This is a genomic window from Mesorhizobium sp. M1E.F.Ca.ET.063.01.1.1 (assembly GCF_003998155.1).
In the GTDB taxonomy this organism is placed as follows: domain Bacteria; phylum Pseudomonadota; class Alphaproteobacteria; order Rhizobiales; family Rhizobiaceae; genus Mesorhizobium.
The window spans coordinates 1-882 of the sequence record NZ_RZSC01001315.1 but is presented as its reverse complement, the minus strand read 5'-3'; the positions used below and the strand labels follow the sequence as shown (position 1 = coordinate 882).

The following is an 882-nucleotide window of genomic DNA, read 5'->3' as shown; positions in this document are numbered from 1 at the left end:
CGCCTGGTGGCCGACGGCGGGCGACGGCTATCTGTGGCCGGTGCTGGCGTCGGTGTTCGTCGGCGGTACGCCGACCTGGGGCGGCATAGGCACGGTCGTCGGCGGCGCGATCGGCGCTGTCACGGTCTCGTTCATCCAGACCGGCGTGGTGGCGGCGGGCCTGAGCGGCTTTTACGTCCAGTTCTTCAACGGGCTGATCATCATCCTGTCGCTGCTCGGCCACAAATGGAACCAGGCAAGGTATCGGTGAGGGGGCTGATCAAACGCTGGTGACGAAGCCGTCCAGCACGCGTTTCTGGCCGGCCTTGTCGAAGTCGATGGTGAGCTTGTTGCCGTCGATGGCCGCGATGTTGCCATTGCCGAACTTCTGGTGGAAGACGCGGTCGCCGACGTTGAAGGCTGACGGCGTATCGGCGACGGACTTGGCGACCAGCTCGCCCTCGATGGTGCGGCCCTTCACGCTCGTCCTGCCGGCGCCGTAGCCGCTGTCGGTCTCGCCATAGCCGATGCGCTCGACCTGGTGGCCGGAGCGCGTGCCCCAGTTGCGGTCGGTCGCCTCGGTGCGGTTCGCTTGCGCGCGCTGCCAGCCGGGCGTCGCATAGGTGTTGGAGAAGCTGCCCGATTTCTCGGCGCCGATATTGTCGAAGCGCGACGCGCCGTAGGGGTTCTGCCGGCCGCCGCCGCGGCCGGAGGCAAATGAGCCGCCGCCATAAAGATTGCCGTAGCCGCCGTAGGAATTGCCGCTGTCTGCGACATCGACATGGGTTTCCGGCAATTCGTCGAGGAAGCGCGACGGGATCGTCGATTGCCACAGCCCGTGGATCAGGCGGTTGGAGACGAACCAGATGTGGAGGTTCTTCTTGGCGCGCGTCAGGCCGACAT

At 66.2% G+C, this 882-nt stretch carries 2 pseudogenes; one reads left to right on the top strand and one right to left on the bottom strand.

The features are described from left to right. Positions 1-250: pseudogene (locus EOA29_RS38220) on the top strand (ABC transporter permease); the annotation flags it as partial. 9 nt (positions 251-259) lie between these two features. Here EOA29_RS38220 and EOA29_RS38215 read toward each other — a convergent pair. After that, positions 260-882: pseudogene (locus EOA29_RS38215) on the bottom strand (ATP-dependent DNA helicase); the annotation flags it as partial.